Origin of the sequence: Chrysiogenes arsenatis DSM 11915 (genome assembly GCF_000469585.1) — a bacterium.
GTDB classification, from domain to species: domain Bacteria; phylum Chrysiogenota; class Chrysiogenetes; order Chrysiogenales; family Chrysiogenaceae; genus Chrysiogenes; species Chrysiogenes arsenatis.
Genome location: NZ_KI273144.1, coordinates 20,242 through 46,568 on the forward strand (window position 1 = coordinate 20,242; position 26,327 = coordinate 46,568).

The window sequence follows — 26,327 nt, forward strand, 5'->3', positions numbered from 1 at the left end:
GACAGAACGTTAGAGTTGTGGGCGAAAAGGGTAGCGATTTGATAGCAATTTTTTCACGGCTTTCACGGCAACACCTACAGGAGTCCCCATGCCCGACCACATCATTGATACATGGCAGATGACTTCAACCGTCTCGACGCTGACGGTATGGCCGGATGGTTGCCGCGACATCATTGTGTGCTTTACCCCGGATGGCAGGCAGCAGATTGTTTGCACTGGCATAGATGCCGGTGTCAGGCCGGTGCAATGCCTGCCAGGGACGCGTTATTATGGCATCCGGCTGGCTCCGGGAACTAATCTGCGACACGAGCTTTCCGCGAGTCATGGCAGATGGCGTGATATCACTATCAACCAGCACGATGCGCAATACGGAGCCTGGGCGCGTGAAATCGCCCGCACTCCCGAGCGCGCTTCGGTATTGCTGCAGGAGTTTGCTTGGCGCTGGACGCGCAAACCCGCGCTATGGGTGGATGAATATTTGCAACAGGTTAGCACAAATAATATTCCCGCCACATCCCGCGAGCGCACGAGGCGGCGACAGATATTGATGGAAACCGGAGCAAACACGACCTACTGGCGCACGCTGGCACGGGCGCGGCGCTGTGCGTGTACCCTTGCTGGGCAACGCGTTTTGCTGGCGGATGTTGCGCTGGAATGCGGGTACAGCGATCAGGCACATATGAGCCGTGCTATGCGGCGCTGGTTCGGCTGCACTCCAAGCGAATTGCAGCGCGAACCTCTCCTTGCACAGCGTCATCTTACTGCGCCGGATGCGTTTATCCGGTAAAATACTGCTGAAACTCCGGCGCAGGCGGGATGGGTTCGTAGCAGTACACCACAACCTGACTCGGGTCAATAATTCCAAAACCGCGATCTCCCCACGGGTGATCTTCCAGCGGAATCACGGGGGTCAACCCGGCGGCACAACACTTTTGATGCCAAGCATCCACCCCATCCACACGGATATTCAAAAACACACCACCACTACACACGGCCATTCCGTCGCGCGGTGCCATCAGGCAGATTTCGGGCGCTGGTTCGCTGCTACCAAGGCGCAAGACGGCATACCACCCACAATCAAAGTGGATGTGGGCGTCAAAATGGTTCAGGTAAAAAGCGCGGGCGGCCTCAATGTCGGCAGTAACAATGGTAGGACTGGCAGAAAGAATATTCATCGTGATCCTCCGAAAGAGTTTTGCACGATGCTACCGCAGGAATGTCCGGCTTGTATTGAACGTTTTGGCCATATTACGGCCAGCTTAATTTGCCACCATAATACGCCACGACAAACACCACGGGAACTTGCAGGAAAAAGAGGAAGTGATAAACCCACGCCAAAGTATCCGCATTGTAAGCCACTTCCGGCACAAAAACCCGAATGGCCACCGTTGCGATTCCGCTCGCAAGCAAAATCATTGAACCCCAGAACTTGATGATAAAAATAACGGTCCAACGCAGGTCATAGTTAATCCACCAGCTCAGAAGCCCAGCAGCCACGGCCGGAATAGAAAAAAACGTTCCGCCCATAATGGCGTAATATGACGAAGCCTCATAGTGTGGGTTGCGCTCAACAAGGAACATGAACAACATGAAAGCCGCAAAGAACTTCAAGGCAATAGGGAAATGGACGAGTGCCGGATGGGGGTGAAAGCGGCTATATAAACTTGCCAGAAATTCCTTGGTGGTCGATTCCCCTTTTTCTTCAAGAATCTTCGGCGCTGACTGCAAAGTGTCAATCTTTTGCAGCCGTTCCAGCACTTCAGCGCCATGTGGTGCCGCTTGCATGGCTGCGGTCAGGTCTTCTCCGGCGTAATGAATTTTCGCGTGGACACCATTGCGCCACATGCGGCTTGGGGTAGCATCGTACACTTGCCCTTTATAGCTGAAATACGCTGGCTGACCATCTTTTCCGCTGAACCGTTTGAGCTGTTCCGGCTTCATGACCCCTCCTTTTTCCAAAGTTTACGCAGAGCAAAATTGAGCGGTTTGGTGAAATAATCATCAAGCCCCTGAAGTTGATCATTCTGGAATTTTTTCCATGGTTTCACCTGATAACCCCATCACCCGTTTCATCTCAGCAACAAGCACCCTGGTAATAAGCGGCTTCGATACATACCCATCAAACCCTTCTTCCAGAAAACGCTCTCTATCACCACGCATTGAGTGAGCCGTCACCGCAATAATCGGCAGGCGCAGGCCACTACTCTGCTCTTTTCTGCGGATTTCTTTCAGGGTTTCTTCACCGTTCATAACCGGCATCTGGATATCCATCAAGACCAAGTCGAATGTGCCTTGCTCCAGAGCGGTAAGGCACTCTCTGCCATTCTCGACGACAACAATGTCAATCCCCAGTATTTCAAACAGTGAAGCCCCGAACTTTATGCTGATTTGATCATCTTCTGCATACAGTACCCGCAGCGCAGGCCCATCCCAGCCGGTTGCTGTTTGTGGTGTGGCAGCCTGAATGGTGACGATTTCTTTGGCAACAAAAAAAGGAAGCGTGACGCTGAAGCAACTACCGACACCCTGGGTACTTTCGACGGTTATCGTGCCACCCATAAGTTCCGCCAGCGACCGGCTGATGGTCAGGCCGAGTCCTGTGCCGCCGTAATTGCGGGTCATCGAACCATCTTGCTGGGTAAAGGCTTTGAATATCTGCTCAATGGATTCTGCTGCGATACCGATGCCAGTGTCACGCACATCGATACGGATCAACACCGTGGCATCGTGCTTTTCCAGTAGGTGCACGGAGACGGTAATGCTCCCCGTAGCCGTAAACTTGACAGCATTTCCCAGCAGGTTGAGGAGGATCTGTTTGATGCGGAGCTGGTCGCCCACCAGCAGATGAGGGATCTTTTCCGCGATTTCAACTTGAAGTTTGAGCCCTTTTTTGTGCGCGACGGCTTCCTGCAACAGGATGCTGTCATACATACACTGATTCAGGCTGAAAATGGCTGGCTCAACAATAATCTTCCCAGCTTCTATCTTGGATAGGTCAAGGATATCACTGAGGAGTGACAACAGGTTTTTACCGGAAAGCCTGAGGAGCTCGACATACTCGCGCTGTTTTGCGGTCAGTTCGGTCATCTCCAGAAGTTGGGCCATACCAAGTACGCTGTTCATCGGGGTGCGGATCTCATGGCTCATATTGGCCAGAAACTGGCTTTTGGCTATATTAGCCGATTCGGCGGCGACTTTGGCTTGGAGTAAATCGGCTTCCGCTCGTTTACGTTCTGTAATATCGTTAATAATAAGCCAGTATTCTCCGTTCTGCCCCAGTGTAACCTGCAGATGCGCCCAGAAGAGTTCGCCACCGACACGCATCAGACGCATCTCCCACTCCTGCGCAGTGCTTGTTTCCATGCACTGTCTGAGATGTTGAGAGAAGGTGAGTTGGCTCTCTCTGAGCATTATCCGGCTGATCCCCTCATTGACAAGCAGGCTCCGGACGACGCCAAACATGGTAGCTGCCGCAAGATTGACGTCTTGAATAATATTTTTCGCCGTGATGGTCACATAACATGCAGGAGCCAGATCATACAGGTCGAAGTAGCGTGCCTGTGAGGCATCCAGTTCCGCCTGCGCACGCCGCAGTTCCTCATTCTGCATCTCCAGCTCAATCTGATGCACCTGCAGTTCGTGGAATAATTGTTTCATTTCCTCCGGTGAAGTCGATGCAGGAATGAGGTTTTCGCTTGACCGGAATAACTCCTCGGCACGCTGTCGGAGATCCTGGGCGGTTACGGGTGGTATGGCTGCCATGGTTGTGCTCCTTTTTATTCCTCGATAATGCTTGCCCGCTCAGTCGTTGCAATCGCATAGACTTCACCAACTTCATTCAACAGAGCGGTGGCGGTCAGCCACACGTCCAGTATCTTGCCATCTTTAGCGATCCGTTGGGTGCGATACGGCTCCAGAATATCTTTGCGGCTCAACTGCTTCAGCCGTTTTATCTCTTCCGTGCGGAGCTCTTCCGGGATCAGTTCGCGGATATGTCGCTTCAGCGCCTCTGCCTCGCTCCAACCGTACATCCTGACCGCCGCCGGATTCCATGACATGATGTTCCCACCCATGTCCTGCATCACAACGGCATCGTGTGAATCGCGCACAACCACCGCCATACGGATCAGGTCGTTGGCTGTTTTGAGACGTTCCCTCGTTTGCACAATCTCGGTGATATTGACAAACGTGATGACCGCCCCTTCGATCACATTGTCTACGGTGCGGTAGGGGAGAATGCGCATCATGTAACTGACGCCATCCGCTGTTTGTACCTCCACCTCTTTGGGAATCAGGGTACTCAGCACCGTCTGTATATCTGCCATAAAGCTGTTGTATCCAATCAGGTTAGAGGCGAAGTGCGCAATTGAGCGCCCGATATCGCTCAATATCAGATTGACGATCTGGGTTGCGCTGGGGGTAAAGCGGAGAATACGCAACTGGAAATCCACAAACACGGTACCGATACCGGTTCCTGCCAGCAGGTTGTTCATGTCATCATTGACTCGTGACAGATCCACCACCTTTGTCTGCAGTTCGGCGTTGATTGTCGCCAGTTCTTCGTTTACCGACTGTAGCTCTTCCTTAGAGGTTTCCAGCTCTTCATTGGTCGACTGCATCTCCTCGTTAATCGACTGCAGCTCCTCGTTGGCGGATTTAAGTTCCTCTTTGGAGGCGTCCATCTCCTCATTGGCGCTCCGGATGTATTCTTCCTTGGCTTGCAATTCCAATTGCAGAGCTGCCAGGCGGGAATCCGTAGTCGATGAGAGAACTCCCGTGCTGTCTGCCTCGACTGGGTTTTGCGCTAGGCCAGAACCACTACCAACCAGTTCGGGAAGCTGGGTAAGTGCCTCTTCCAATACCACCAGAAACAAAGCCGGTTCCGAGACGGCCGGAATGCCCGGTCGCTTAACAGGGTCAGGGCGTGCAGCAACCGGACTGACGCTCAGGTTGACCGTGGTGAAATGACCGTTGGTTTTAACGCGCAGCCCCGAACGGCAGACGACCTCATTGCGTGTGGCAGCTTTGTGCAGGGCAATGGTTAAATCGCTCTGCAGTCCTTCTCGTGCCATCTTCAGGATGTTGTAGTTGTTCGCCCAGCCGGTTGCCGCTTCCAGATACATGCCGGTGCGACCATGCAGATAGAGAATATCGCCACTTCTGTTGACAAGGATACCAGCCTGGATTACCTGTTGCAGCAGCGCCTGTTCTGCCAGTTCCTGCAGCGGAACTTTTGCCGGGAAAGTCCTTCCGACGGCGGGCTGCCGGAGTTCCGCATCCGGATTTGTCATGGGGGGCAAAAACGTTGTTACCGGGATTCGCTTCTCTGAATACCCATTTTCTTTGCGCTGATACAGTTTCTGTTTGCGCTCCAGCGTGGTAAACAGAGTGCTGAATTCACCCACAGTCTCGGACGTGCCCAAAAAGAGAAAACCGCCCGGATTCAACGCATAATGAAATAGTGGAATCACCTTCTTCTGCAACTCACCTCCCATATAGATAAGGAGATTGCGGCAACTGATCAAGTCGAGTTTGGAAAAAGGCGGATCTTTGATCACGTCCTGTTCAGAAAAAATCAGCATGTCGCGAATCCCTTTCTGGATACGATAGGTTTTACCATCAGCTTCCAGAGTGAAAAAGCGCGCCAGCCGTTCCGGTGTGATATCACTGGCAATACCAGCGGCGAAGTAACCTTTGCGCGCCTGGTCAATAGCCTGATTGTCGATGTCGGTCGCAAAGAGTTGTATCGTATACTGTTGCTTCAAGGTTTCCAGATGTTCCTGCAGTAAAATAGCGATGGAGTAGGCTTCTTCGCCGGTAGAACAGCCGCAGATCCAGACCCTGATGATACTGCCGAACGGCTTGTCGGCAAATATGCGCGGGATGATCTTTTCTTTAAGCTCAGCAAAGGCGAGCGGGTCGCGGAAAAAGTTGGTGACGCCAATCAACAGATCACGAAAAAGCGCTTCCACCTCTAGCGGTGTCTGCTGAATATATTTGACATAGCCGTCCAACCTTGTGATCTGATGGACTGCCATACGCCGCTCGATGCGGCGGTTAATGGTGCTTGGCTTGTACAGGGAAAAATCATGTCCTGTCTGTGCACGCAGAATAACAAACACTTTTTTTAGTTCACTCTCAGTCTTGGGTTCCGCGACGGTTGCTGGTCGTGGCGGTTTGCCAAAGGCATGAGCGGCGTATGCTATAAGCTGTGCAGGCATTTCAGCCGCGGGCAGGATATAATCGACTAATCCTGTGTTAATGGCACTACGAGGCATACCGTCATACTCTGTGGATTCAGGAACCTGAACCATCGCCATGCCACCTTCGCCTTTGATCGAACGAAGACCCATCGTGCCATCACTGCCGGTGCCAGAAAGTACGATGCAGATAGCTAACTCGTGCTGATCCTGCGCTAGGGAACGAAAGAAGAAGTCAATCGGCAGCCGATGCCCACGCGGCGCTGACGGTTCTAGCAGTTGCAACGTGCCGTTTAAAAAAGCCATGTCGCAGTTGGGCGGAATGATATAGGTACAATTCGGCTGCACCTCAACCCCATCTACGACTTCAAAGACCTCCATACGGGTATAGCGCCGGATCAAATCTGTCAGGATGCTCTTGTGATCGGGTGCCAGATGCTGCACCAGTACAAAAGCCATGCCGGGGTCTTTATCAGCAGGCATGCCGGAAAAGAAGGCTTCAAAAGCAGCGAGGCCACCGGCAGAAGCACCGATACCGACGATGGGGAAGTGTGGCCTGGATGGTGTTGTGACCATTTCGAGGGCTGTCTGCTCCGGTTCCGTTGCGACGGTTTTTTTTCTGGCCATGAGCTACTCCATTATTGAGAATTCATTTGTATACTTGCCCTTCGTAACTGAAATACGCTGGCTGACCATCTTTTCCGCTGAACCGTTTTCTATTCGCAGGATGAGCGTATGCAATGTGCTACTCTCCATTACCATACACTGTCTGTTGCGGGGGAAAAAAATTGCATACCCTTGCTTGCCGATATCCATTCCATCGCGTAGCATACAGACAAAACAACCTTTAACACGCTTAAACTCTGGATATCCTATGCTCCGATACATCTGGCTCCCGGCTTTACTGCTGGTTATCGTCGCTCTCTGGTTTGCCTTCGGGCGGAATTCCAACGCTTTGCGCTTGCAATCCAGTGGCGTCAACCGCAACTTTTCTTTTGAAGCGACCGTCCCTTTTGCAGACTATATCGCCGCTTCGGTCGCCATGATTCGTCACGTGCGCGAGCAGCAGCCGCATATTCCCGCCGAGTGGCGCGAGTTTTCAATTCAGGCCAATGCCCCGTTTGAACTGCGCCCGGCACAGGGCTGCCCCACTGGCGCGAACGGGCGCTATGCCAAAGGAATCCTGCTGTTACACGGCCTAAGCGATTCACCCTACAGCATGCGCGCACTCGGAGAGCATCTGGCACAGCGCTGTTTTCTGGTGCGAGCACTTTTACTGCCGGGGCATGGCACAGTACCTGGCGATTTGCGCGAGGCAGACATGACGCAATGGCTGGCCGCGCTGACATACGGCGTTACACAGATGGATGATGTCGACGAACTGTATCTCGGCGGCTTTTCCACCGGCGGCGCGCTGGCGGTACATCACGCCCTGCAAGGAACAACGAAAGTGCGCGGTTTGGTTTTAGTCGCTCCGGCACTGGCAATTAACACCCCATTCACGACGCTGCTGCCGCTGATCGCGCGCGTCTACCCGTGGCTGACTCGTGGCGCTGACCGTGATTTGGTCAAATATGAATCCTTCGCGCTGCGCGGTGCGGCAGAAGTGCAGCGATTGATAGAAACGAACGACGCCCTCATGCTCACACCAGGAAACTTGCGCCATCTTCCGGTATTCATTGCCGTTTCGCAAGACGATCCAGTGGTCAGCACCGCTCGGACTTCGCGCTTTTTCACCGAACAGGCACAGCACCCTGCCAGCCGTATGGTAATATTCGAACCAAGGGACAACGACGATTTCGACCCATCAAAACGCACCTATTTTCTGAACAGTTCCTTGCCGGAAAAAGGGATCACCTCCTTTTCGCACGTCAGTTTACCCTATCGCCCGGACGACCTCCACTACGGTGAGCAGGGCATTTACCGCGAGTGGCAGCAAGGGAAAAGGTTGACCTACAACCCGCGATTTGACGATATGGTCACGTTGCTGGATGAGTGGCTGGCCAGCATCGACGCGCCGCTTCCGTGATTCTTAATTTGCAGTCCCTACCCCCTTTCGCGTAACATGGGATCAAAAACTTTCGTACCGAAGGGTCATGTATCCGATGCAACCGAATCCGCGCGCTGGCATTGTCAGCTATATCAATACCGCTCCGATGGTGAGCGCCATTCTCCAACAGATGCTTGACGTCACGCCGTGGAGTTTTCACGCGGCCACTCCGGCGGCCATTTTCAAGGGACTCACCACAAATTCCTATCAGGCAGGGCTGGTTTCCAGTTTTGCCTTCACGCAGGGCGGCGCGGAGCGCTTTGTGCTTCTGCCCGATATTTCCATTTCCAGCATCGGTCGCGTTCAGAGCGTGCTCCTCTTCCACAATAAGCCGTTACCCAAACTGCGCACCATTCACCTTTCGAACTCCAGCTTAACGAGTAGCAACCTCATGCGTCTGCTGATGGCGCTCGAAGGGGTCACCTGCGAGTTTATTGATATTGCTGGCGAAGAGTCGCCCCATGAACCGCAGGCGCTCGAAGGGCTAATGCTGATTGGCGACCAAGCACTGCGCGAAGTTCGCCTTGGCCGTTTCGCCTACGTTTCCGATCTGGCGGCGCTCTGGTACGACCGCTTTGGTCTGCCATTCGTTTTTGCCCTGTGGGTCATCAACCGTTCTTTGGCGGAGCACTCGCCGCAAGCGGTCAGCACACTGCACGATGTACTCCTGCAGTCCGTTGCCTATGGCCGCCAACATTTGGAGGCGATTGCCGCGCAATGCGCCACCACTATCGGCTACTCCGCCGCTGAAGCGGCCGCGTACCTTGCGCTCCTTTCCTACGATCTGGGTATTGAGCACCGCCAAGGATTGGAACTCTTTTTTAGCTTACTGGAACGCTACCACATCATTGACCACGCACCGCCGCTGCACTTTTTTACGCCAGCATGACACTTTCACTCACCCCATTAGCAATTAACGATATTTTTGGCGACGAAGGGATGCTCTCGTTCGTGCTGCCGGGTTTTCAGCCGCGCGTTCCACAAGTGGAGATGGCACAAACGGTAGCACACGCCCTGCTGGCAGAAGAAAATGGGATTATCGAAGCGGGCACGGGCACAGGAAAATCACTGGCCTACCTCATTCCGGGAATTATCCACGCGCTGACCACCAAAACACGCCTGCTGATTTCCACCAACACCATCAATCTACAAGAGCAAATTCTCGATAAAGATCTTCCGGTTGTCAAAGCGCTGGGGATCGAATTTCGCGCCATCTTGATCAAAGGGCGTGGCAACTACATTTGCTTACGCAAGCTTTCGATGCAGAATATTTCGCACGATTCGGCGTTGCTTACCGACGATCAGCGCGCCTTTGCTCGTCTCGCGCAGTGGATCGGCTTTACCAAAACCGGCTCGCGCAGCGACGTAGAGTTTCGCGTCGCGCCGGAAATGTGGGAAGAAGTGCAATCGGAAAGCGATACCTGCCAGAACCGCAAGTGTTCGTATTACCGCGACTGTTTTTTCTTTAAAAGCCGTAAAGATGCCAACGAGGCCGATGTGCTGGTGGTCAATCATGCGCTGCTCTGCACCGACCTCGCGATCCGCAGCATCAACGACGAAAGCAATGGATTGATTCCCGAATACGCGGTTGCCACCATCGATGAGGCGCACAATTTGGAAACCGCCGCGACCAATCATATCGGCTTTAAATTTGCTCACCGCCAGTTTGTGAAAAACCTACAACGAATCTACACTTACACGAATAATCGGGAATACGGCAAACTCCCCATGCTGGCGCAGCGGGTGCAATTGATGCCGACGATCGGCAACTTGGCACAGCAGGATATTTTGAATCGGCTCGAAGGGGTACGGCTGGAATTGATGAGCTTTACGGCGGAATATGCGGAGCTTGCCAATAAAGTGTTCCACGCGTTGGAATATCAAGAACGCAAGCGGATTCAGCACGGCGATCAATGCCCTGTTGCTTTGCAGGAAATTATCCACTTCCTCCTGCAGCGTGGGCGTCAGATGCAGCAAATGACCGCCAGCGCCCTCAGTTTTACGGCCATGTCACTGGAGGATGATGAGTACCTGAGTGAACTGCAAGCCTACGTGAATCGTTTTGCTGGCTACATCGATGCTATCGACCAATTCACCCTCTGGGAAAATTCTACCCTCGTGCAGTGGTACGTGCTGGATCGCGAAAATTTCCAACTCGTGACGTCGCCGCTTGATGTGGCACCTATCCTGCGCGAAACACTCTTTAACCGCGTGAAAAGTGCGTTTCTGGTCAGCGCCACCCTCGCGGTTGGTGATTCCATGAAGTATGTGGAAAAACAACTTGGCTTCGTCCCGCAGCACGAACGGATTCTTCCGAGTCCATTTGACTACGCGCGCAATGCCAACATCATCTTACCGCGCTTGCCGGAATTTGACGCGCGTCTGCCAAGTAATGATCAAAAAAACATTTCACGCCTGATTGCGCAGGTCGCACATGCCCTTGGCGGTGGCGTCTTTGTCTTGTTTACGTCGCAACTGCGACTCCGCAAAGTGGCTGAAGAGCTGCGCCCGAACAAACTCCCCTGCGAACTGTACGTGCAGGGTGAGCTGCCACGCCATGAACTGCTGCGCCGCTTTCGCGAAGGGACTCCGGCGGTGCTCCTCGGGCTGGCGTCATTTTGGGAAGGGGTCGACGTGAAGGGGGAAAACCTCCGCTGCGTGATGATTGAAAAACTCCCTTTTCCCGTGCCGGACGAACCACTGTTTGCGGCGCGTTGCGAAGCGGCCACGCGCGATGGAAAAAGCCCGTTTATGGAGCTCTCCATTCCGCAAGCGGTGATCCGCTTCAAGCAAGGGTTCGGACGTTTGATTCGCGATGAGAATGATCGCGGGAGCTGTATTGTGTGCGATAGCCGCATCCTGAATCGGCGCTACGGCAAGATATTTCTCCGCTCGCTGCCGATACAGCAACCGATCGCCTGTGAGCCGGACGAGGTCGTGCAGCATTTACTCCGTTAAGCGTCAGCTTATTTTTTCGCCCCGCGCCATACCATTTTATTTTCTGTCCCCGCCCGTAAGCGACCGATATTTGCGCGATGCTTCGCGATCACTAACACCGCCGCCACCAGCGCAAAGCCAGCATACCAGAGCGGCGCAGGCATGATCAGTGTCGCCAGTGGAAGGGTAATGGCGGCCAGCACCGATCCCAAACTCACATACCCACTTACGAAGAGCGCGACGGCAAACACAACCGCCGCAATACCGATGTGCAGCGGGAGCAACGCCAGAAAAACACCCAGAGCCGTTGCCACCCCTTTGCCACCTTTGAATTTCAAAAACAGACTCAGCGTATGGCCAAGCAGCGCAATAAAGGCCACCGCCACATGAAGCCATTCGGTTTGCGGATACCACTGCTGCGCGATAAATACCGGCAAAAATCCTTTGGCCGCGTCAAGTAGAAGGGTAACGATACCCGCAAAAGCGCCACCTACGCGAAACACATTGGTCGCGCCAATATTGCCGCTCCCATGCTGCCGCACATCAACCCCTTTGACCAGTTGCACCACCAATAATCCGAATGGGATCGACGCGACTACATACGTTCCCAGGCACAAAAGAACGATCATCATCTTTCACACTCCCCCAATAAAAAAAGGAGCATAACGCTCCTTTTTTCTCATTACCAGTATAACGGGCAATTAAATTTGCTGATGCGGTTTCATGTTCCAGCTTTCCAAGCGTTTTACGCGGGCAGCTTTTCCACGAAGGTCGCGCAGATAGTAAAGACGTGCACGGCGGACACGGCCTACAGAGACAACTTCCAGCTTGGCAATTTTTGGTGAATCAAGCGGGAATATCCGCTCTACGCCAACACCAAAAGAGACTTTACGAACCGTAAAGGTCGGTACGCCACCCTCTTTTTTGCGGATGACAACCCCTTCAAAAATCTGAATCCGCTCTTTCGTTCCTTCAATAACCTTGTAGTGCACCTTTACCGTATCGCCAGCTTTAAACGCGGCGCGCTCTTGGTGCTGCTCTTTTTCGATAAACTCAACTGCATTCATGTAAGGCCTCCACATAGTATCGTAAAATTGTTAAATGGTTTCTGTCGTAAAAATCCGGTCCAGTATAATGGCTACCGCGCTCCGTACCGAAAGGTGGTTGTAATCACCGTTCCCAAGAATCGGCGGGAGTACCACATCCGCACTTTGCATCACTTCCTCGGTTAATCCCCAGCCGGTTCCAAAAAGGATCAGGTAGTGGTCATCCGAATGTGTGGCTATTTCCCGTGCAAAATCACGATAGGGCACGGTGGCTCGTTTCGGATTGGCACTGGTGACGACGGTAATAACTTTGCCACAAGTTTCTTCGGCACACTTTTCTTGCACTTCGGCAAGCGTATGTACCATCTCGGTGCGTCCAAATGCCTCACGGCGATTGGGATTATACGTCGATCCCCACCCTTCTTTCCAGTGCTTCATGATTCTTCCGGCAAGCTCGTGTTGACTGAGCACCGGCGTTACCACAAAGTAACGAGAAAGATTAAAGGTTCGCGCAGTGCGAGAAATGTCGTGCAAGTCAAGATTCGTTACCGAAGTTGTTATAATTTCACCCTGTTTGTTGTACACCGGAAAGTGTACCAAGGCGATACTTACATTGGTTCCTGGTTGATGATTCACGTTTGCCCCTGTAGTCGCTTCAGTACTTGCTCTTGTTCGGGTGTCAGGGTGGCGTGCTCCAGTAAATCCGGCCGCCGTTCGAATGTCCGCTTGAGCATCTGTTCCTCGCGCCAAGACTCGATAGCCAGATGATTTCCACCCAAGAGTACCGCAGGAACATCATGTCCACGAAACGTTCGGGGGCGTGTGTAATGCGGTGCATCCAGCAAACCCGCGAAGAACGAATCTTCAGCCACACTTTCTACTTGCCCAACCACACCGGGTACGAGGCGCGAAACGGCGTCAATCACGACCGCTGCGGCTAATTCACCGCCACTGATCACGTAGTCGCCAAGCGAAATTTCGCGGTCAACGCAGAGGTCGATGACTCGCTGATCAATCCCTTCGTAGCGACCACAAATCAGCACCAGCTGATCGTTCATGGCTAATTCGCGCACCAATGCTTGGTTGAGCCTTTCGCCTTGCGGAGAAAGGTAGACCACGCAGCGGCGCGGGTGTTGTGGAATCGATTCCAAAGCGGCACACAAAGGTTCCGCTTTCAGTAACATCCCACTGCCACCACCGTAGAGCGTGTCGTCAACAGTGCGATGAACGTCGTGCGTAAAGTCGCGCGGGTTGGTACACGCCAGGGAGAGAATCCCTTTTTCGACCGCTCGCCCGACAACCCCTTCACGGAAGCACGTGTGCACCATATCGGGGAAGAGCGTGACAACATCAAACCTCATTCGGCATCATCAATATTGATCATACCGGGTAGTGGTGCCACCACCACAATCCCCCGCTCAAGATCGATCACCGGCACAAAGTCATGCGTCGCCGGAATCATCCAGTTATGACCATCTTCGCCTGTTATTTCGTACACATCTTTCGCACCGGTATGCACTACCTGCGTAATGCGGCCAAGCTTCTGCCCAGCAGTATCCTGTACTTCCAAGCGCGTCAACTCAAAATCAAAGTATTCATCTTCGTAGCGCGGCAATTCGTCAAGCGGCAAAGAGACTTCTTTGCCAACCAGCAATTGCGCCGCGTCTATTGAATCAACACCCCGAAACTTTACGCGGAGGCGGTCAGCATCTGCCAGACGACACAGAGTGAGCGGAAACCGTTCACCTTCAATGATAAAGAACTTACTGCCTTCAAATCGCTCAGGAGCGTCAAAGAGAGAGTAGATTTGCAACTCTCCCTTGAGCCCTTTCGTTTTAGTGATTTTGCCTATTTCAATGAATTCATTCGACGATTTCAAGGATGATCCGCTTCCCTTCTTTCGTCCCTACGGCAGCCAGAACTGTCCGCAATGCTTTGGCCATTTTCCCTTGCTTGCCGATAACTTTCCCCAAATCGCTCTGGGCAACGCCGAGCTCGATGACGGTTGTCCGTTCGGCTTCGACCATCGTTACGGTTACTTGCTCAGGAAACTCGACAAGCCCTTTTACAATATACTCAATCATCTCTTTCATGCGCGGTTAGCCTTTTTTAATTACTCAGATTTCGCGAGCTTTTGTTCGTGGAATTTTTTCATTATCCCGTGCTTAGAAAGAAGATTACGCGCGGTGTCGCTCGGTTCAGCGCCAACGCCCAACCAGTAAAGTGCCCGCTCTTCGTTAATTTCTAGTTCGGCCGGGTCTTTAATTGGGTTGTAAGTACCAATAATCTGCAAAGATTCTCCATCACGCGGAGTGCGTGCATCCATCGCAACGATACGGAAAAACGGACGCTTCTTTGAACCAAGTTTCTTGAGTCGAATTTTAACTGCCACTGTTAATGCCTCCAAAAATGTATTTTATTAAAAAATTCATGCCAATGTTAACGGCGGAACGGCAATTTCGCCTGTCGCGCCTGCTGCATCAAACGACGCTGCATCTCTTTCCCTTTTTTCGCACCACCGGCGCCGGTGAACTGTTTCATCATCTTGCGCATTTGGTCGAACTGCTTCAGAAGCTTATTGATATCCTGAACGGTCGTTCCCGATCCTTTGGCAATGCGGCGGCGACGATTGGCGTCGATCATGTCAGGTTTATTCCGTTCGGCGGGAGTCATCGAATCGATGATCGCCATCACCGGCTTAAACTGATCGTCGCTCACCTGCATGTCGCCCATTTTGCTCCCCATGCCGGGGATCATTTTGAGCAAAGAATCGAGAGGACCAAGTTTTTTTATCTGTAAAATTTGTTCGCGGAAGTCAACCAAGGTGAATTCATTCTTGCGAATCTTTTTTTCGAGCTCGCGCGCCGACTTTTCGTCGTACACACCCTCAGCCTTTTCAATCAGGCTCAGGACATCGCCCATCCCCAGGATACGCGAGGCGATACGGTCGGGATGGAACGGCTCAAGCGCCTCAAGCTTCTCCCCCATACCAACATATTTGATCGGTTTCCCCATCGTTGCGCGAATGGAAAGTGCCGCACCGCCGCGCGCATCAGAATCCATTTTCGTCAGAATAATCCCAGTTAATCCAAGTTGCTCGTCAAAGGAAGCCGCCACATTAACTGCTTCTTGACCCGTCATGGCATCGGCAACGAAGAGGATTTCGTGCGGTTTAGAGCTCTCGCGGATATTGGCAAGTTCAGCCATCAGTTCGGTATCAATATGCAGACGACCAGCGGTGTCAAGAATGACCACGTCGATCTGGCGCGCATTGGCCTGTGCTACCCCATCACGGCAAATCGTGACGGGCGATTGATTCGTTCCGGGAGCGTAGACGTCAACACCCGCTTGTTCCGCAACCGTTATCAGCTGTTGTACGGCCGCGGGACGGTAGATATCAGCACCCACCAGCAAAACCTTGCGACCCTGTTTTTTGAGCGTGACGGCCAGTTTACCACACGTGGTGGTTTTCCCGCTCCCTTGCAAACCACACATCATAATGACGGTGGGTTCATTAGGAACGAGGCGCAGCTTGGTGTGGGTCTCGCCCATCAGCGTGGTGAGTTCACTATTGACAATTTTTATAAATTGTTGCCCTGGCGTTAAACTTCCCAGAACATCCTGCCCCAACGCCTTGACTTTCACATCAGCGATGAACTGCTTAACAACCTTCAAATTAACGTCAGCATCCAAAAGCGCCACGCGCACTTCGCGCAGAGCATCCTGAATATTGGTCTCAGTTACTTTGCCCTGACCACGCAGATCTTTAAAGATATGCTGAAATTTTTCCTGAAGATTTCCAAACATTACGGCTATCCAATCATGCAAAAAATTGACAGTGCACTATACTGATGCGGTTTTCGGGTGTCAAGGAGAGAAAAGCACCCGTTTCATAGCAACCTTTGGTATTCCCTTGCGCAACAAACCACCTATGTTCCACAGAATGTCTGGCGCACCCGTTCCGTTTCGCACGGCGGGCGGGAATACTCATCATTCTCAGCCAGCAATTGGTAGGGTTGCGCAAGGACGGTGATCAGGCGTTCCATCACGGAATAGTCGCCGCGATACGCGGATTGAATTGCTCTTTCTAACTGGTGGTTGCGCGGAATGACTCGCGGATTTGCCGCTCGCATCAGCTGGCGTGCCGCCCGCGCTCCACTTGGTTGCCTTGCCACACGTGCCCGCCACTGCGCCTCCCACAGCGAATCACTCGCAGCAAAAAGCGAAGCACCGTCCAGAGATGACTCCAACGCGGCAAACGTATTCGTGTAGTCCAACTGCTGTTGATGCATGTTTTTCAGAAATGCACGGCCAAGCTCATCATCGCCACTTTCGACGTTCCCGAAACCCAACTTCCGTTGCATGCCGGCACTCCAATGAGCCGCATAGCGACGGTCGAACGCTTCAAGCATCGCCCGTGCTTTCTCTCGTGCCTGTTTCGTTTCAGCATCTATCAGGGGTAATAGCGACTCTGCCAATACGGAAAGATTCCATTTCGCTATTGTCGGTTGATTGCAGTACGCGTAACGGCCAGAGTGATCAATGGAGCTAAAGACCGCGTCTGGATCATAGGTATCTATAAAAGCGCATGGTCCGTAGTCGATGGTCTCGCCTGAAATTGCCATATTATCGGTATTCATGACGCCATGAATAAAACCAACCAGCATCCACTGCGCAAGCAGGCGAGCTTGCCTTTCAATTGTTTTATCCAGCAACGCCAAAGCAGCGTTTCCCGCAAACTCTTCAGCGGGATAATGGCGTTTGAGGGTATAATCAACCAACAAACGCAACGCTTCGGTGTCGTTACGGGCGGCAAAATATTCGAATGTCCCCACGCGGATATGACTTGCTGCCACGCGTGCTAGCACTGCACCAGCAAGGGGTTGCTCCCGAAAAACCTTTTCGCCAGTAGTCACAGCAGCTAACGAACGTGTCGTTGGAATACCAAGGGCAAACATTGCCTCGCTGACGATATATTCGCGTATCACCGCCCCCAGAGGAGCAAGGCCATCGCCACGACGCGAAAACGGTGTCATGCCGGAACCTTTGAGCTGAATATCCCGGCGAAGACCATTGCGGTCGATGATTTCACCCAACAAAACCGCCCGACCATCGCCCAGCTGTGGCACAAAATGACCAAACTGGTGTCCTGCGTAGGCCTGCGCAAGCATACAAGCACCGTCTGGAACAATATTTCCCGAAAAAACCTGCAACCCTTCGTGGGACTGCAAGGCTGGCACGTCAAGACCCAGCTCACGCGCAAGTCCGCTATTGAAGTGTATCCACTGGGGATTACTTGCCCGCGCCGGCCGAACAATGCAAGCAAAACGCTTAGGCAGACCAGCATAAGTATTGTCAAAATCAAACATGCGCGTCTCTTTCTAGAACAACATAACCGGGCATTTCACATGATGAAAGACATAATTGGCGACTGAGCCAAACAAGACATCGCCCACCTCGCTGCCGCCATGACGGCCAATAATAACCATCTGAAACCCTTCTTCGTTGGCAATCTGGCAGATTTTTTCGCGCGGCGAGCCGAACTCGAGGCGCATCTCGGCAGTAATCCCGCTGCGGCTGAGGATATCAGCATAGCTTTTCAGCAGGATCTCGCCTGATTTGCGCGCATGTTCGCGAATCATATCGACCTGAAAGTCGGGAATCATCCGATACGTGAGTTTTTCCATATTAATGACGTAAACAAGGGTGAGCGTGTCGGGAAAGTGGTGCTTTTGCGCCAGAATCATACTGATAGTGCGCCGTGCGGTATCTGAATTATCCACCGGAACCAATATTTTGACATCTTTCATCATACGCTCCTTTTATCCGCCGTAATCTGCCAGCCAACGTGGTAGCCAAAGAACAAGATCTGGCCAAAACGTGAGCAGCGCAAGGACGCCAACCTGAATCAGCAAAAACGGCATAACGGCTCGCGTCACATATAGAATATTGCGATTGGCCACCGCACCGGCAATATACAAACTCACCCCGAGCGGGGGTGTCGCGTAGCCTATTCCAAGGTTGACGGTCATGAGCAGACCAAAGTGCATGGGGTCGATGCCAAAGCGGTGTAGCATCGGGTAAAGAATCGGCGTCAGAATAATCGTAGCCGAAATAATATCCATAAACATGCCAATGACCAGCAGCAAGATGCCGGTTGCCAGCAAAAAGAGCCACTGCGCCTGAATATGGTCAACCACGGCATTGGTAATTTTTCCGGGAATCTGCTCAAAGGTAAGATATTCACCAAACACCGACGCACCGGCGACAATAATCAGCAGTGTGGCCGACGTCACGGCGGAAGAAACAATGACTTTTTTCACTTCGGCGAGCCGCATATCACGGTGAATCACAATTTCGACAAAAAAGGCGTAGAAACAGGCGACCACGGCTGCTTCATTTGCGGTAAACGTTCCCGAATAAATACCACCGAAAATCAACACGGGGAGCATCAGCGCCCAGAAACTCTCGCGAAATGTTGCCAACACTTGCGGCAGCGTCGGCTTAGGCATCGTGATAATTTCCGGCTGCTGGCGACAGTACCACCACGCGTACAGTGACATCGCGGCCATAATCAAAATGCCGGGAATGAATCCAGTCAAAAAGAATGTTTCCAGCGGTACATTCGTCACCATCGCATAGAGAATCATGGAAATTGATGGGGGAATAACGACGCCAAGGATGGGGGCAGTGGTCATAATGCCCACCGTAAAGCGTTCTGGATAGCGATGTTCAAGTAAAGCGGGAATCATAAATCCGCCGATAGCCACAACCGTTGCAACCGTGGAGCCGGAAATGGCACCAAAAAACCCACACGCCAGCACACCCGCCATCGCAAGGCCACCCGGCAGAAAACCAACCAGAACATTGGCGGTTTTAATTAATTTTTCGACAATTGTGCCCGTCGTCATAATGTTGCCACACAGGACAAAGAACAACACTACGATCAGCGAGAAGCGATCCATGCTGCGATACAGCACTTCGACAGTAATCATCGGATCAATACCGGTAAAAAATACCAATCCAATCAGGCCAATCGCAAACAGCACAATAAAAACCGGCACGGTTGCTGCGAGTCCGCCAAGAAGGAGCGCAATAATCATCAGATAAGAGGTTTCCATGCGTTAGCGCCCCTCTTCCGTCTGTTTGTCGTCACCATCAGTTTGTGGTGACGCATTATTCCATTCTTCGATCAGCTGCATGGTTGTCCGCACAAACATCATGACGCCAACAAGCGGCAATACCGCATAAAAATACCATTCTGGAATTTGCAAAGTGGACGTCTTGGCAAAAGCATCACGGTAGGTAATTTGCGCCATACCATAGCCCAGCCATGTCATAACTGCGGCGAACACCATAACGCTCACATGACTCAGAATAGTGAGTGGCTTTTCAAAGAGTGGAAAGAGCTGCGGAAATGCGTCGATACGGATTAACGAGCGGCGACGGATAGCGGCACTGGCTCCCATGAAAGTCGTGAAAAAGATCACCTTGCGTACAACTTCGTCTGACCAATACAGACTGTAACTGGTCGTTTTACGCAACACAATATTGACCATTGCGGCTACTAGTGCCAGCACAACCGCCGTGAAGAGTGACCAATCTTCTATATGCCCTAACCATCGATCAACCCGCCGGAAAATCCTTTTCATATCGCCGCACTCCATCATAAAAACGGCTGGAGAGTGTTACCCTCCAGCCGAACGATCAATACCCGAAATCGGGATTTTTTACCGTAATGTTGCTCTCACTTTTTGCAGGTATTCCGCGCCGATTTTCTCGCCCCATGCCTGATAGACAGGCGCAGCGAGATCAATCAAAGTCTGACGGTCGGCATCGCTCAGCGAGATAAACTCAACCCCTTTCGCTTTGGCGTCCTCAATTTGCTTTTCATGCTGAACCCGAGCGAGTTCGCGCGAGAGAGCACTTTCTTCCGCGATAACATCTAACAGCGCTTGACGGATCTCTTCCGGCAAACTATTGAGCCAGCGCTGATTGATCAAATGGACAAACAACCCTTGCGCATAATTCACTTCGGTAAAGTATTTCGCAACTTCGAACTTTCCTGTGATATTGGAAACAGTTGGCGTGTGATCAAGCCCATCAATGACACCCGTTTGCAGCGCTTGCGGAACATCTGGCCATGGCATAACAGTAAACTTCATGCCCCAGCTTTTATAGATATCAATATTGACAGGTGCTTCAGCAATACGGAAGTTTACTTTTTTCGCATCTTCAAGGGTACGCACTGGCGTTTTAGTCGCCCAGCCATACGTGCCGTAACTGGTAATATCTACCGCTATTACCCCTTGCGGGCGTGGACTTTCGCGAAATTCATTAAAAAGTTGTTCGTCAGCGCGGAACTGTTCGAGCTTTTGAAAGGTATCAACGACATACGGGAGGTTCACAATCCCGAGTTTTTCCGCAACGTTGGCCGCAGCAACCGAGGAAGAGAGCATGCCATGGACAGCACCCATACGCAACTTACTGATAACATCGCGCTCGCCGCCAAGTTGCGCAAGCGGGCGGAAATCTACGAATAATTGGCCGTTCGTCCGCTCCCACACTTTGTCGCGAATGCGATAACCAACGCCAACCCCTTCAATGGCAGGGTGCGAAATGTTTGAAAGGATGTACGTGTACTTGGCTCCGCTTGGGTCAAATGATGGCTTCCATGCTGCGGTAGGATCGCTCTTCGCCGTAGCGGCGAGTGGGAAAAAAATTGTCCCTATCAACACAATACATGTTACCAGAAGGCTCAAACTCCAGCGTCGTGACATAGCTCCCCCTTGGAAAAAAGATGACGGACTATAGCACAGGAAAACGCAAAAAGACAAATAGCTATGCGCGATGATCAAAGGAATTGCCCCGCACACCAGTCACAGGAGTCGTACCTTGCGCAACGACGTTTCCAACAACCAACACCAGATCAAGCTCTTTGCGTAACGCGTGAAGCACATCAGGTGCACACGTGAAAAGTAACTCATACTCTTCCCCGCCACGACACATAAACTCGAAAGGATCTAAATTCCATTGCGCACAATATGCGCCCAACTCAGGGTGGATATGCGTACCGTCAAGCGACGCCGCAATCGTAACCCGCGAAGCTACCGCAATCTTCGCCGCGTCTCCCGCTAACCCATCGCTCACATCCATTAGCGCGCCGACAGCGTGACGAGCGAGTACACGCGCTGCGTCAAAGCGGGCATGCGGTCGCAGGAAAGCCGTCCGAAGCGCCCCCGGCTCACTACGATTGTTTTGCAATGCATCAAGCCCAGCAGCGGCCAACCCCGGAAATCCTGTCATGCAAACGATATCGCCAACACGAGCATATCCGCGCTGCGGCATCGCCCCATTCCCTTCGCCAATCGCAAAAAGATCAATCCCAAGACCGCCCAGAGAGCGCGTTACATTCCCGCCGGCCAATACCGCTGGCGTTTCGCGCAACGCTTCGCCTATGCCAGCATACAGCTCAAGGAGAAATTCATCGGGAAAAGTTGCTGGGATGGAAAGATTCACAAACAACGCGCGCGGCTCGCTCAAAGAAGCCGCCAAATCACTCAAACACGCCTGAACCGCTTTAAAGCCTACCTGAACACCGCTTTGCCAGTCGCGACGAAAATGGACATTCTCGTAGTGCGCGTCGGTGGATATGATGGGATTTTGGAGCGCCGATAGCCACGCCGCATCATCGCCAATGCCGCAGCGCACAAATGGCGACTGTGTCGATGGGGCGACAGCCTGAGCCAGAGCCTCGATCAAGGCAAATTCTCCACGCATCTCGCATCTCCCAGAAGAGCGGTAAGCTCTTCGCCTTTTTATTCTTTGACGGAAAATGCTAAAAAGCCACCAGAGTAACTGGTGGCTCAATGGCTGCATGAGTGGTGATCCCTGATGGGCTCGAACCATCGACCCTCTGATTAAAAGTCAGATGCTCTACCAACTGAGCTAAGGGATCCCTTCAGATTTTAGACAAAAAAAATGGCGGGAGCGACGGGACTCGAACCCGCGGCCTCCGGCGTGACAGGCCGGCGTTATAACCGACTTAACTACGCCCCCGCATTTTTTCAATGGTGGGTGGTGCAGGGATCGAACCTGCGACCCTCGGCTTGTAAGGCCGATGCTCTCCCAGCTGAGCTAACCACCCATATTTGGCATCCCGTAGGGGATTCGAACCCCTGTCGCCGCCGTGAAAGGGCGGTGTCCTAGGCCGTCTAGACGAACGGGACCAAGTGGCGTCTAGAGTTACACCCCAGAGGGCTCTCTCTTCAACGAGGCGGGATACTAACAAAGCGAACCCGACGTGTCAACCATATTTTTCAAAAAAAGCAAATTATTGATGTTTTCCTAAAAGCGACTGCAACTCAGCCACACTTGTAACCGACAAAGCTCCAGCGACAAAGGGAGTCGCTTTGAGGAGCCGCGATATCTTGGCGAGTATTTGTAAATGTTCACTGACACCATTTTCTGGGCTGATGATAACAAAGAAGAGATGCGTGCGCTTCCCTTCGGCAGCACCGAAGTCAACCCCCTCGGGCACAAGGAAGAGCGCCAGAGATGCCGATTGCAGCCCAGGAATTTTGCAGTGCGGGATAGCAACATCAGGAGCGATGGCAGTGCTGCCTAATCGCTCCCGTTCGGTGAGGTGGGCAAAAATCGTATCGGCAGATATTTCACCAGCCAAATGATCCGCTACCAGCCGCAAAAANCGCAGTTGCAGGCGCCGGCGTTAGAATAGCTATGTTGTCTGTACGAAGATAATCTGTTATCTGCATGATTCCTTAGACGTTTTCTGGCTCAACCAGCCCGTAGTTTCCATCTTTACGAACATAAATAACGTTTACCTGATTTGTTTCCGCGTTACGGAACACCAAGAAATCGTTATTGATCAAATTCATCTGCATCGCCGCCTCATCAATATTCATCGGCTTGATTTTAAAACTCCCGCTCTTGATGATTTCCGGCTTTTTATCGGCAGCTTCAGACGCAGCAACGTCATCAAAGGCATCCGCATCGATGACGTTCATGCTGTAGCTTGCTTCCTGCTGAGACTGGCGCGGCTGATGGCTTTTGATTTTCTCTTTGTAGCGACGAACCTGACGCTCAACCTTGTCCAAAACGGTGTCGATGGAAGCATACAGATCATGCGTAACGCTGTCGGCGCTGATATTCAATCCATTCACAAGGATATTCACATCGGCTCTGTGGCGATGTTTTTCTACCGACAAAACAATATGAGCATCAATTGCGGTGTCGAAATACTTGCCAAGCTTTCCAATTTTGCTTTCGGCATACTGCTTCAAAGGCTCAGTCAGTTCTACGTGTCTTCCAGTTACTTGAATGTTCATGAGAGTACCTCCAATAAGATATCGCTATGCGCGAGAACCCTTTTTTCGAAAAGGGCATTCGTTATAAGCGGTTTTTGCGAGCTGACGCTGTCGGGATATTCATATCGGCTCGGTATTTCGTCGCTGTACGGCGAGCGATTTCGTAACCTTCTGCCCTAAGCTTTTCCACCAGATCATCATCTGTCAGTGGTTTTTTCGGGTCTTCTCCGTCAATGAGCTCCTTAAACCGAGCTTTCAGCACTTCGACTGAAAGCGAACCACCTTTGATACCACTGCCAAAGAAAAACTTCAACTCGTAAATTCCAAATGGAGTGTGTGCGTATTTATTGCTGGTTACCCGACTTACCGTCGACTCGTGCACACCGATATCGTCCGCCACGTCGCGCAGATTGAGCCCCTGCAAATGCCCCACTCCATATTCAAAGAACTTGTGTTGAAATTTCAGAATGCTTTCTCCAACACGAAAAATCGTCCGTTGCCGCTGCTCAATACTCCTGACAAACCACTTCGCCGCCTGATATTTTTTTTCTACGTAGTTATAGGTATCCCGATTGCCATTTTTGGCCAGCTTTACGTATTCCTGATTAATACCAAGACGCGGAATTCCGTCATCATTGAGAATAACTTCAAATTTTCCCTTTTGATTTTTCACGTAGTAAATATCAGGAATCACCGTCGGGTTGTATTCTGGCTCATCACCACCCGCTGGCGATGGCTCAAGTTCCTTGAGAAACAGAATTGCCTGCAAAACCTGTTCTTCCGAATACCGCAAGATGCGCGCAATTTTCTTAATCCCTTTTTTATCCAATTCGCCCAGATAGCGATCAATGATCCCTTTGACAAGGGGATAGGGAACCGTCAGTTCTGAGCGCTTCATCGTATTGATTTGCACGAGCAGAAACTCACCCAGCGTGCGACTACCAATCCCAAGTGGATCGAGATCTTGCACAATATCGACCAGCACCTCTTCTAAAAATGCTTCCGAAAAGTCTTCATTGGTGAGTTCCGCTAACGGCGTGCGCAAATACCCGTCATCATCAAGGTTCTGCACGAGCATTTCCGCGGCGACTTGTTCTTCACGAGAAATGCACAATTCGCCAATTTGGCCCAGCAACGACTGCACCAGCGAACCGCGCTGCCGGATGGGCGCTTCGTACTCTTCGCCAAGATCAAACATACCCGGCTCATACGATTCTGGCTCATATTTGTTGAGATAATTTTCAAAATCTTGCTGTTCTGCTTGCTGTTCCGCTTGCGCTTCGCTCACCGGAACCGGCACTTCATCAGGCTGTGATTGCCCTTCTTCGACCGACTGCGGTGCACTACCAGCTTCTTCAACTAACTCTAACACGGGATTCTCTTGAAGCTCCGCCTGAATTTGCTCCTCAAGCTCAATACGCGAAAGCTGCAACAGTTTTATCGCCTGCTGCAAGGCTGGCGTCATCACCAGTGATTGACTCATTTGCTGGGAAGTGCCCAGCACCATTCCGGTTCTCACTGTGCCCCCCGGTAGTTTTCCCCAAGGTAAGAAGAACGAACCTGTGGTGAACTTTCGATTTCAGCAGGATTTCCCTGCGCCAGAATCTTCCCTTCCGAAAGAATATACGCTCGATCACAAATACTCAGTGTCTCGCGAACATTATGATCGGTAATCAAGACCGACACGCCACGGGCTTTGAGTCGTCCGATAATCCCCTTGATTTCTTCGACCGCAATCGGATCAACTCCGGCAAACGGCTCGTCCAGCAAAATAATGCGAGGATTCTGCGCTAATGCTCGCGCAATCTCCGTGCGCCGTCGCTCGCCTCCACTCAAGACATACCCTGGCAAGGTACGGATATGGCGGATTTGAAATTCATCAAGCAAAGACTCTAACTCGCGCACTCGACCCACACGCCCCAGCTCTGGGCGTTGCTCTAAAATAGCCAGAATATTTTGCTCCACGGAAAGCTTACGGAAGATACTTGCTTCTTGCGGAAGGTACGCCAACCCCATTCGCCCACGGCGGTACATGGGATACTGGCTGATATCGACATCATCAAGCATAATAGTGCCACTGTCATGCGGGATCAGGCCGACGGTCATATAAAACGTCGTCGTTTTTCCGGCACCATTCGGGCCGAGCAACGCGACAATTTCAGATGCATTGACCGAAAAATCAACCGCATCGACCACTTTTCGTCCTCCATACTGCTTACAAAGAGCGGTAGCCTGTAACATAGTATCAGCGCTGCCCTTCGAATGTCAGACGTACACGCTGCGTGGGCGTGGATTCAATGTGTATCTCTTGCGTTTGCTGATTCACGCGGATCATCGGTGCAGCAATAGTTCCCTGCGCATCAACCAATCGTGCGTTGTTTTGCAGTACAAACGTTGCGGTGGCCGCGTTATATTCCAACCGCTCGCCAAATCCTTGTTTATCGCCATACGCGAGCCGAACATCACCGCTCGCTTCCATTTTCTGAATGGAGCGCTGCTTTCCGGCGGTAGCAAAACGAACCACGAGCTCGTGCGCATGAATCGTGTACTCCGGAGCCACAACGACCACGTTGCCGCGAAATACCGAATCACCACTTTCTAGGTGCGCGCGAACTTCATCCGCCTCTATCGTATGCGCCCCTTGCGCCATCAGGTGTGTCGGAAACACGAAAGCAAGGCATGACAACCCGACAAGAAGCGCTGCAAGAATATTTCGTTTCATTATTGACTCCATTCAGCCCGTACTCTGCCTTTTGAGTGAAGCTCA

27 protein-coding genes and 4 tRNA genes are annotated in these 26,327 nt (G+C 51.9%); 4 read left to right on the forward strand and 27 right to left on the reverse strand.

All coding sequences use genetic code 11. From position 1 onward, the window contains the following. Positions 1–88 precede the first annotated feature (88 nt). Positions 89–787, forward strand: coding sequence for a helix-turn-helix domain-containing protein (locus tag P304_RS0111230; RefSeq protein WP_027390603.1), 699 nt, complete (start codon positions 89–91; stop codon positions 785–787). Here P304_RS0111230 and P304_RS17290 read toward each other — a convergent pair. From P304_RS17290 to P304_RS0111250, 4 genes are all read right to left on the reverse strand, one after another. Beyond that, the gene (locus P304_RS17290; RefSeq protein WP_201766966.1) at positions 777–1,175 is read right to left on the reverse strand and encodes a VOC family protein; all 399 of its coding nucleotides are present in this window, start codon (positions 1,173–1,175) and stop codon (positions 777–779) included. The genes P304_RS0111230 and P304_RS17290 overlap by 11 nt on opposite strands. Positions 1,176–1,248: 73 nt before the next feature. Then, positions 1,249–1,941 (reverse strand): DUF2231 domain-containing protein, encoded by a 693-nt coding sequence (locus P304_RS16730; protein ID WP_027390605.1) that lies wholly within the window; start codon positions 1,939–1,941, stop codon positions 1,249–1,251. A gap of 78 nt (positions 1,942–2,019) precedes the next feature. Beyond that, a complete protein-coding gene (locus P304_RS15380) occupies positions 2,020–3,762 on the reverse strand; it encodes a PAS domain-containing hybrid sensor histidine kinase/response regulator (RefSeq protein ID WP_051321638.1) in 1,743 nt (580 codons plus the stop codon). A gap of 14 nt (positions 3,763–3,776) precedes the next feature. Continuing rightward, entirely contained in the window at positions 3,777–6,827 is a 3,051-nt protein-coding gene (locus P304_RS0111250; RefSeq protein ID WP_027390606.1) for a chemotaxis protein CheB, read from the reverse strand. A 247-nt stretch (positions 6,828–7,074) separates the two neighbouring features. Between P304_RS0111250 and P304_RS0111260 the strand changes: the two genes are divergently transcribed. From P304_RS0111260 to P304_RS0111270, 3 genes are all read left to right on the forward strand, one after another. After that, entirely contained in the window at positions 7,075–8,229 is a 1,155-nt protein-coding gene (locus P304_RS0111260; protein ID WP_027390608.1) for an alpha/beta hydrolase, read from the forward strand. Positions 8,230–8,305: 76 nt separating this feature from the next. Next, the gene (locus P304_RS0111265; protein ID WP_027390609.1) at positions 8,306–9,139 is read left to right on the forward strand and encodes a menaquinone biosynthetic enzyme MqnA/MqnD family protein; all 834 of its coding nucleotides are present in this window, start codon (positions 8,306–8,308) and stop codon (positions 9,137–9,139) included. After that, on the forward strand, positions 9,136–11,208 hold the full coding sequence (locus P304_RS0111270; protein ID WP_027390610.1) for an ATP-dependent DNA helicase: 2,073 nt from the start codon (positions 9,136–9,138) through the stop codon (positions 11,206–11,208). The genes P304_RS0111265 and P304_RS0111270 overlap by 4 nt, the downstream gene beginning before the upstream one ends. 8 nt (positions 11,209–11,216) lie before the next feature. On the opposite strand, the gene plsY is transcribed toward P304_RS0111270, so the two are convergent. The 23 genes from plsY to P304_RS0111385 form a co-directional block, all read right to left on the reverse strand. Then, positions 11,217–11,819: a glycerol-3-phosphate 1-O-acyltransferase PlsY gene (plsY, locus tag P304_RS0111275; protein ID WP_027390611.1), complete on the reverse strand. Its 603-nt coding sequence runs from the start codon at positions 11,817–11,819 to the stop codon at positions 11,217–11,219. 69 nt (positions 11,820–11,888) lie between these two features. Then, positions 11,889–12,254 (reverse strand): 50S ribosomal protein L19, encoded by a 366-nt coding sequence (gene rplS, locus P304_RS0111280; RefSeq protein WP_027390612.1) that lies wholly within the window; start codon positions 12,252–12,254, stop codon positions 11,889–11,891. 30 nt (positions 12,255–12,284) lie between these two features. Next, on the reverse strand, positions 12,285–12,869 hold the full coding sequence (locus tag P304_RS0111285; protein WP_027390613.1) for an RNA methyltransferase: 585 nt from the start codon (positions 12,867–12,869) through the stop codon (positions 12,285–12,287). Further along, positions 12,866–13,594 (reverse strand): tRNA (guanosine(37)-N1)-methyltransferase TrmD, encoded by a 729-nt coding sequence (trmD, locus tag P304_RS0111290; RefSeq protein ID WP_027390614.1) that lies wholly within the window; start codon positions 13,592–13,594, stop codon positions 12,866–12,868. Before trmD ends, P304_RS0111285 begins: the two co-directional genes overlap by 4 nt. Then, positions 13,591–14,112: a ribosome maturation factor RimM gene (gene rimM, locus P304_RS0111295; RefSeq protein ID WP_027390615.1), complete on the reverse strand. Its 522-nt coding sequence runs from the start codon at positions 14,110–14,112 to the stop codon at positions 13,591–13,593. The genes trmD and rimM overlap by 4 nt, the downstream gene beginning before the upstream one ends. Continuing rightward, positions 14,096–14,326 carry a KH domain-containing protein gene (locus P304_RS0111300; RefSeq protein ID WP_027390616.1) on the reverse strand — a complete coding sequence of 77 codons (231 nt, stop codon included), beginning with the start codon at positions 14,324–14,326 and terminating at the stop codon, positions 14,096–14,098. Before P304_RS0111300 ends, rimM begins: the two co-directional genes overlap by 17 nt. Positions 14,327–14,346: 20 nt before the next feature. After that, positions 14,347–14,625: a 30S ribosomal protein S16 gene (gene rpsP / locus P304_RS0111305; protein ID WP_027390617.1), complete on the reverse strand. Its 279-nt coding sequence runs from the start codon at positions 14,623–14,625 to the stop codon at positions 14,347–14,349. 47 nt (positions 14,626–14,672) lie between these two features. After that, on the reverse strand, positions 14,673–16,040 hold the full coding sequence (ffh, locus tag P304_RS0111310) for a signal recognition particle protein (protein ID WP_027390618.1): 1,368 nt from the start codon (positions 16,038–16,040) through the stop codon (positions 14,673–14,675). A gap of 122 nt (positions 16,041–16,162) precedes the next feature. Next, positions 16,163–17,602, reverse strand: a complete 1,440-nt coding sequence (locus tag P304_RS0111315) for a protein adenylyltransferase SelO (RefSeq protein ID WP_027390619.1) — start codon at positions 17,600–17,602, stop codon at positions 16,163–16,165. Between the two features lie 12 nt (positions 17,603–17,614). Next, positions 17,615–18,043 carry a universal stress protein gene (locus tag P304_RS17295; RefSeq protein ID WP_034765409.1) on the reverse strand — a complete coding sequence of 143 codons (429 nt, stop codon included), beginning with the start codon at positions 18,041–18,043 and terminating at the stop codon, positions 17,615–17,617. Positions 18,044–18,055: 12 nt separating this feature from the next. Then, positions 18,056–19,354, reverse strand: a complete 1,299-nt coding sequence (locus tag P304_RS0111325) for a TRAP transporter large permease (protein ID WP_027390621.1) — start codon at positions 19,352–19,354, stop codon at positions 18,056–18,058. Between the two features lie 3 nt (positions 19,355–19,357). Beyond that, positions 19,358–19,885, reverse strand: a complete 528-nt coding sequence (locus P304_RS0111330) for a TRAP transporter small permease (protein ID WP_027390622.1) — start codon at positions 19,883–19,885, stop codon at positions 19,358–19,360. 78 nt (positions 19,886–19,963) lie between these two features. Then, positions 19,964–21,013, reverse strand: a complete 1,050-nt coding sequence (locus tag P304_RS0111335; RefSeq protein ID WP_027390623.1) for a TRAP transporter substrate-binding protein — start codon at positions 21,011–21,013, stop codon at positions 19,964–19,966. A 61-nt stretch (positions 21,014–21,074) separates the two neighbouring features. Beyond that, positions 21,075–22,013 carry a thiamine-phosphate kinase gene (gene thiL / locus P304_RS0111340; RefSeq protein ID WP_027390624.1) on the reverse strand — a complete coding sequence of 313 codons (939 nt, stop codon included), beginning with the start codon at positions 22,011–22,013 and terminating at the stop codon, positions 21,075–21,077. A gap of 102 nt (positions 22,014–22,115) precedes the next feature. Continuing rightward, positions 22,116–22,191: transfer RNA gene (locus P304_RS0111345), tRNA-Lys, on the reverse strand. A gap of 24 nt (positions 22,192–22,215) precedes the next feature. After that, a tRNA-Asp gene (locus P304_RS0111350) sits at positions 22,216–22,292 on the reverse strand. 12 nt (positions 22,293–22,304) lie between these two features. Beyond that, positions 22,305–22,380, reverse strand: a tRNA-Val gene (locus tag P304_RS0111355). Between the two features lie 5 nt (positions 22,381–22,385). Next, positions 22,386–22,462 (reverse strand) — tRNA-Glu (locus P304_RS0111360). Positions 22,463–22,566: 104 nt separating this feature from the next. Further along, positions 22,567–22,938, reverse strand: a complete 372-nt coding sequence (locus P304_RS15385; RefSeq protein ID WP_160165069.1) for a PTS sugar transporter subunit IIA — start codon at positions 22,936–22,938, stop codon at positions 22,567–22,569. A 76-nt stretch (positions 22,939–23,014) separates the two neighbouring features. Further along, on the reverse strand, positions 23,015–23,581 hold the full coding sequence (gene hpf, locus P304_RS0111370) for a ribosome hibernation-promoting factor, HPF/YfiA family (protein ID WP_027390625.1): 567 nt from the start codon (positions 23,579–23,581) through the stop codon (positions 23,015–23,017). Positions 23,582–23,642: 61 nt separating this feature from the next. Continuing rightward, complete coding sequence (gene rpoN / locus P304_RS0111375; protein ID WP_051321640.1) at positions 23,643–25,079, reverse strand: RNA polymerase factor sigma-54; 1,437 nt, start codon at positions 25,077–25,079, stop codon at positions 23,643–23,645. Continuing rightward, positions 25,076–25,801: an LPS export ABC transporter ATP-binding protein gene (lptB, locus tag P304_RS0111380; protein WP_027390627.1), complete on the reverse strand. Its 726-nt coding sequence runs from the start codon at positions 25,799–25,801 to the stop codon at positions 25,076–25,078. The genes rpoN and lptB overlap by 4 nt, the downstream gene beginning before the upstream one ends. A gap of 4 nt (positions 25,802–25,805) precedes the next feature. Next, positions 25,806–26,282: an LptA/OstA family protein gene (locus tag P304_RS0111385; RefSeq protein WP_027390628.1), complete on the reverse strand. Its 477-nt coding sequence runs from the start codon at positions 26,280–26,282 to the stop codon at positions 25,806–25,808. Positions 26,283–26,327: the final 45 nt, after the last annotated feature.